This is a genomic window from Promicromonospora kroppenstedtii DSM 19349 (genome assembly GCF_000515355.1).
GTDB classification, from domain to species: Bacteria; Actinomycetota; Actinomycetes; order Actinomycetales; family Cellulomonadaceae; genus Promicromonospora; species Promicromonospora kroppenstedtii.
In genome coordinates, this window is sequence record NZ_KI911740.1 from 43,610 (window position 1) to 49,354 (window position 5,745).

The 5,745-nt window shown below is 71.7% G+C and carries 7 protein-coding genes; 1 reads left to right on the forward strand and 6 read right to left on the reverse strand.

The annotated features are described in order from the left end of the window. Positions 1–69 precede the first annotated feature (69 nt). Positions 70–936 carry an HTTM domain-containing protein gene (locus PROKR_RS22685; RefSeq protein ID WP_051433256.1) on the forward strand — a complete coding sequence of 289 codons (867 nt, stop codon included), beginning with the start codon at positions 70–72 and terminating at the stop codon, positions 934–936. A gap of 89 nt (positions 937–1,025) precedes the next feature. Here the strand turns inward: PROKR_RS22685 and PROKR_RS22690 are convergent, their stop codons facing one another. The 6 genes from PROKR_RS22690 to PROKR_RS22715 form a co-directional block, all read right to left on the reverse strand. Further along, positions 1,026–1,523 (reverse strand): DUF3145 domain-containing protein, encoded by a 498-nt coding sequence (locus PROKR_RS22690; RefSeq protein WP_026365457.1) that lies wholly within the window; start codon positions 1,521–1,523, stop codon positions 1,026–1,028. 277 nt (positions 1,524–1,800) lie between these two features. After that, entirely contained in the window at positions 1,801–2,286 is a 486-nt protein-coding gene (gene def, locus PROKR_RS22695) for a peptide deformylase (protein ID WP_036967894.1), read from the reverse strand. A 98-nt stretch (positions 2,287–2,384) separates the two neighbouring features. After that, positions 2,385–3,629, reverse strand: coding sequence for a beta-ketoacyl-ACP synthase II (gene fabF / locus PROKR_RS22700; protein WP_036967896.1), 1,245 nt, complete (start codon positions 3,627–3,629; stop codon positions 2,385–2,387). A 130-nt stretch (positions 3,630–3,759) separates the two neighbouring features. Then, a complete protein-coding gene (locus tag PROKR_RS22705; RefSeq protein WP_020014121.1) occupies positions 3,760–4,008 on the reverse strand; it encodes an acyl carrier protein in 249 nt (82 codons plus the stop codon). Positions 4,009–4,132: 124 nt separating this feature from the next. Further along, positions 4,133–5,134, reverse strand: coding sequence for a beta-ketoacyl-ACP synthase III (locus PROKR_RS22710; protein WP_036967898.1), 1,002 nt, complete (start codon positions 5,132–5,134; stop codon positions 4,133–4,135). After that, positions 5,131–5,745 (reverse strand): ACP S-malonyltransferase (locus PROKR_RS22715; RefSeq protein WP_036967901.1); only part of this gene is annotated, 615 nt, incomplete at its 5' end. The genes PROKR_RS22710 and PROKR_RS22715, both read right to left, overlap by 4 nt.

Here is a 5,745-nt window from a genome sequence, read left to right on the forward strand (position 1 = left end):
GCCCGGCCAGGACGACACCGCGTTCCGGCGGACGTGGGCGGCGCTGCGGGGCGAGGTGGAGCCCGCCCCGTGACCCGCCTGCCCGACCCGACCCGCCTGCTCGACGCCGGCGTCCGCTGGATGACCCTGCGCGCCCACGCGACCTACGGCGTCGCCCTGATGCGGATCGTCCTGGGTCTCGGTATCGCCGGGTACGTCGCGGTGAACTTCTCTGACCGGCAGGCGTTGTGGGGCACGGGCGCCCGCTGGGCCGTGCCGCTCGGCGCCCACGCCCTGGCAGCGGGCCCGCTGCTCACCGCCGGCTGCGTGGCCCTGTTCCTGGTGGCGGTGCTCGTGGCCCTCGGCTGGCGCGCCCGGGTCCTGGTTCCGGTGCTCCTGCTCGGCTGGTGGGGCCTGACCGCGATCAACCCCCTGGTCGCCGACCAGGGCGACAACATCTCGCGGATCCTCCTGGTCTACCTCTGCGTCGCGGACTCCTCCGCCCGCCTGTCCCTGGACGCCTGCCGCCGGCGGAGCCGACCCGGCCGGACGCAGCTCCGCAACCTGCTGCACAACGCCGCCGTGCTGGCCGTGGGCGCGCAGATCTGCCTGGTCTACGTGCTCTCGGGGCTGTTCAAGCTCCAGGGATCCGAGTGGCGCGACGGTTCGGCGGTGTACTACCCGTTGTCGCTGCCGCAGTTCCGGCCGTGGCAGCCGGTCGCCGACCTGCTCGCGAGCAGCGGCTGGCTCGTCGCCGCGGTGACGTGGGGGACGCTCGCGCTGCAGCTCGCGTTCCCGCTCCTGCTGCTGCAGCGGCACCTGCGGCTGGCCGCCGTCGGCGGGGCGCTCCTCATGCACGCCGGCATCGCCGTCGTCATGGGCCTGCCGTTCTTCTCGCTCTTCATGATGGCGGGCGACTGCGTCTTCGTCCGCCCGCGCCGGGGCAGAACGCACTGAGCACAGCAGCTGCTGCCAGAACGGGCCGCGTTCTGGCAGCAACTGCTGTGCTCAACGCCGGTCGACCGGAGGCCGCCGCCCAGCGGGGGTCAGCCCACCTGGTGGAGCCAGCGGACCGGGGCACCCAGGCCGGCGTAGCGGAACGGCTCGAGCTCGTCGTCCCAGGCGGCGCCCAGGGCAAGATCGAGCGCGTCGCGCATGGCGCGGGGGTCGGCGAGCTCCAGGGCGGCACGCACCCGGTCCTCCGGCACCACGACGTTGCCGTGCACGTCGGTCATGGCGTGGAAGATGCCGAGGTCGGGCGTGTGCGACCAGCGGGCGCCGTCGGCCCCGTTGCTCGCGTCCTCGGTGACCTCGTACCGCAGGTGGGACCACCCGCGCAGGGCGGACGCCAGTTTGGCGCCCGTGCCCTGCGGACCCTGCCACGAGTACTCGGCGCGGTACAGGCTGCGCCCAGCAGGCTGCGCGGTCCAGTCCATGGAAACGCGCACGCCAAGGACGTTCCCCGCGGCCCACTCGATGTGGGGACACAGGGCACGAGGTGCGGAATGCACAAAAAGCACACCCCGCGTGATGACACCGGCCATGTCTTCCTCCCTGGATCGAGGTACGTCTTCCCCTACGTCCTCACCAGGGCGGTGACGCTGTGGTCGGCTGCACAGCGGTGCTTCGGACCACATCCTGCCCGATCCATCCGTGACATGCGAGGCGAAACGGTGCGCATGCTGTCGAAAGAATCACTTCGTACGACGAGTTCGTGCGGCACATTCTTGCCTAAAGGGACGTACCGCCACTAGTACCCGGACGAATCTCCTGATGACCCATCCCACATGAGCGATATGTACTAAATGGAGCACGGGCCCCTCACAGGCGCGCGCGGAGCTCCCGCATCGCGGCCCGGCGGGTCTCCTTCTGCAGGCGGTCCAGGTAGACCATGCCGTCCAGGTGATCCGTCTCGTGCTGGAGGCAGCGCGCCATGATCCCGGTGCCCTCGATCGTGACCGGCCGGCCGTCCAGGTCGATGCCCTCGACCCGCGCGTAGTTCGCGCGCACGGTCGGGTACCAGAGCCCGGGCACGGACAGGCAGCCCTCGCCGCCGTCCTGCAGCTCCTCGCCGAGCTCGACGATGCGCGGGTTGATGACGTAGCCGATCTCGCCCTCGATGTTCCACGAGAAGGCCCGCAGCGAGACACCGATCTGGTTGGCGGCCAGCCCGGCGCGCCCCTCGTCGTCGACGGTCTCGACCAGGTCGGCGATGAGCCCGCGCACGCGGTCGTCGATCGTCGTCACGGTGTCGCACGGGGTGCGCAGCACAGGGTCGGGAACCACTCGGATCTCACGCATTGCCATGGTGACATTCTCCCATGTCAGGAGGAGGGGAGCCGCGAGGCGCCCCGACATGTCAGACGCTCAGGTCACCGGGGTGACCTGAGCGTCTGACACGGACCTCAGTGGCTCTGGATGACCAGCGCGACGTTGTGGCCGCCGAAGCCGAACGAGTTGTTGATCGCGGCGATGTCGCCGCCCGGCAGCTTGACCGGCTCGTCGCGCACGAGCGGCACCTGCAGCTCGGGGTCGGGGTTCTCGACGTTGATCGTCGGCGGGGCCAGGCGCTCGGCCACGGCCTTGACCGCGAAGACCGACTCGATGGCGCCGGCGCCGCCGAGCAGGTGGCCGGTCATCGACTTGGTCGCCGAGAGCTGCACGTGGTCGGCGTCCGACCCGAAGAGCTTGCGGATCGAGGCGGTCTCGGTGAGGTCGCCCACCTTGGTCGAGGTGGCGTGCGCGTTGACGTGCACGACGTCGGAGGTGGTGACGCCCGCGTCCTCCATGGCGAAGCGCATGGCGGTCACCTGGCCGGTGCCCTCGGGGTCCGGGGACGTGATGTGGTAGGCGTCGGACGACAGGCCCACGCCGCCGACCTTGGCGTAGACGCGGGCGCCGCGGGCGGCGGCGTGCTCCGCGCTCTCCAGCACCAGGACCGCCGCGCCCTCGCCGAGGACGAAGCCGTCGCGGTCGATGTCGTACGGACGGGAGGCGTGCTGCGGGTCGTCGTTGCGCAGCGAGAGCGTGCGCGACGCCGCGAACGCGGCGAGCGGCATCGGGTGGATCGACGCCTCGGTACCGCCGGCGACGACGACGTCGGCGCGGCCGGAGCGGATCATCTCGGCGGCGTAGCCGACCGCCTCGGCGCCGGAGGCGCACGCCGAGACCAGCGCGTGCGTGCCGGCGCGGGCACCGAGCTCGAGCGACACGTAGGCCGTCGGCGAGTTCGGCATGAGCATGGGCACGGTCATGGGCAGCATGCGGCGGGCGCCACGCTCACGGAGCGTGTCCCAGCCGTCCAGGATGGTCTGGATGCCGCCGATGCCCGAGGAGACCACGGCGCCGAGCCGCTCGCCCGCGACCTCGGGGCTGCCCGCGTCGGCCCAGGCCTCACGGGTCGCGACGATCGCGTACTGCGCGGACGGGTCCATGCGCTTGGTCTCGGGGCGGGTCAGGACCTCAGCCGGGTCCACCTTGATGGTGGCGGCGAAGTTCACGGGGATCCCGTACTTCTCGGCCCAGTCGTTCTCGAGGGTGCGCGCCCCCGAGACGCCGGCGAGCGCGGCCTCCCACGTGGATGCCACGTCCCCGCCGATGGGGGTGGTGGCGCCGAGGCCGGTGACGACGACTTCGCGTGCGGAGGTCATGATGATGCTCCCGAGGGTGTGGGACGAATGGGGGCAGGTGCCAAAGGGGGCTGCCGGTGGGCAGCGGTGCCCGACGGCGGCGCGGGCCGGTGGATCTCAGCCGGCCGCGCGGCCGCCGTCGGGGGGCGGCTCAGTCCTGGGCGCCCTTGATGAAGCTCACGGCGTCGCCGACGGTCGCGAGGTTCTTGACCTCCTCGTCCGGGATACGAACCCCGAACTTGTCCTCGGCGTGCGTGACGATGGTCATCATCGACAGGGAGTCGATGTCGAGGTCGTCCGTGAAGGACTTCTCGAGCAGGACGTCGGCCGTGTCGAGGCCCGTCTCCTCGGCGACGATCTCGGCGAGGCCCTCGAGGATCTCCTGGTCCGTGTTGGCCATGGGACTTCCTTATCTTTCGGTAACGGTCACCGGCGCCGTCGGGCACCGGAGTCTTGCTGGTCAGATCTTGGCGCATCCCGTGACCGGAATGCACAACGGGTCATGTCCGTGGACCGTCCTACGGCTACGGCAGCACCACGACCTGTGCGGCGTAGACGAGGCCCGCGCCGAACCCGATCTGCAGGGCCAGGTCGCCGGAGTTCGCCTGTCCCTCGGACAGGAGCCGCTCGGCGGCCAGGGGGATCGACGCGGCGGACGTGTTGCCGGTCTCGGCGATGTCCCGTGCGATCACCACGGTATCCGGCAGACCGAGCTGCTTCTTCATCTGGTCGATGATCCGCATGTTGGCCTGGTGCGGGATGAAGACCTGGATGTCCTGGGCGGTGACGCCGGCCTCGGCCATCGCCTTCTCGGCGATGGGGGCCATCTGGAAGCTCGCCCACTTGAAGACCGTCTGGCCGTCCTGGCGCAGCGTGGGCCAGCCGAGCGAGGGGTCCTCGCGCAGCTCGGTCCAGGAGTGCGTCTGTCGGATCGCGGTGGCCTTGGAACCGTCCGAGCCCCACACCGTCGGGCCGATGCCCGGCGTGTCCGAGGGGCCGACGATCGCGGCACCCGCGCCGTCGCCCAGCAGGAACGAGATGGAGCGGTCGGTCGGGTCGATGATCTCGCTGAGCTTCTCGGCGCCGATCACCAGCACGTGGCGGGCGAGCCCGGCGCGGACCAGGGCGTCCGCCTGGCCGATGCCGTAGGCGTAGCCGGCGCACGCGGCCGACACGTCGTAGGCCGCGGCGGGCGTCGCGCCGATGCGCTCGGCCAGGATCGCGGCGCCCGACGGCGTCATGTGCATGTGCGTGATCGTCGACAGGATGATCGCGTCGATGTCGGCGCCGGTCAGGCCGGCGGCGGCCAGCGCGCGGTTCGAGGCGGCCTCCGCGAGGTCGAGCATGTCCTTGTCGGCGCCGGCCCGGCGCCGGGTGACGATGCCGGTCCGCTGGCGGATCCACTCGTCCGAGGAGTCGATGGGGCCCGCGATGTCGTCGTTCGTGACGACGAGCTCACCGCGCTCCGCGCCGATCGCCAGGATCCGCGAGAACTGGGTGGGCTGGGCCTGCTGGAGGGAGGTCACTGGTCTGCTCCGGTCGCGCTCGTGCCGCTGGAAAGGGCGTTGCTGTGTGCCGCGATCAGCTCGCGGGCCGCGTCGAGGTCGGCGGGCGACTTGACCGCCACCGTCTCGACGCCCTTCAGGCCGCGCTTGGCCAGACCCGTCAGGACGCCGCCGGGAGCGAGCTCCAGCAGGCCCGTGACACCGCGCGCGGCGAGCTCGGTCATGATCAGGTCCCAGCGCACCGGGGCCGTGACCTGGCCCGCGAGGTTGCGCAGCACGTCGGCGCCGGTGCCGTGGCCGTGGGCGCCGCCGGTGTAGGCGGTCCCGTCCAGGTCGGCGAGGAACGGCAGCGTCGGGTCGGCGGCGTCCCAGCCCAGGGCGACCGGCTCGAACTCGGCCCGAGCGGCGTCCATGAACGGCGTGTGGAACGCGCCGGCCACCTGCAGCGGGATCACGCGGGCGCGGGTCGGCGGATTCTCCGCGAGCTTGGTCAGGTTCTCCAGGGACCCGGCGGCGACCGTCTGGCCCGCGCCGTTGACGTTCGCGGGCCACAGGCCGGCGGCCTCGATCGCGGCCAGCACCTCGTCCGGGTCACCGCCCACGACGGCGCTCATGCCCGACGGCGCCGCGGC

Excerpts from the sequence above, each read along its gene's own strand:
- PROKR_RS22690 (WP_026365457.1), bottom strand. The coding sequence starts at position 1,523 with ATGGCCGGTGTCATCACGCGGGGTGTGCTTTTTGTGCATTCCGCACCT.
- def (WP_036967894.1), bottom strand. The coding sequence starts at position 2,286 with ATGGCAATGCGTGAGATCCGAGTGGTTCCCGACCCTGTGCTGCGCACC.
- fabF (WP_036967896.1), bottom strand. The coding sequence starts at position 3,629 with ATGACCTCCGCACGCGAAGTCGTCGTCACCGGCCTCGGCGCCACCACC.
- PROKR_RS22705 (WP_020014121.1), bottom strand. The coding sequence starts at position 4,008 with ATGGCCAACACGGACCAGGAGATCCTCGAGGGCCTCGCCGAGATCGTC.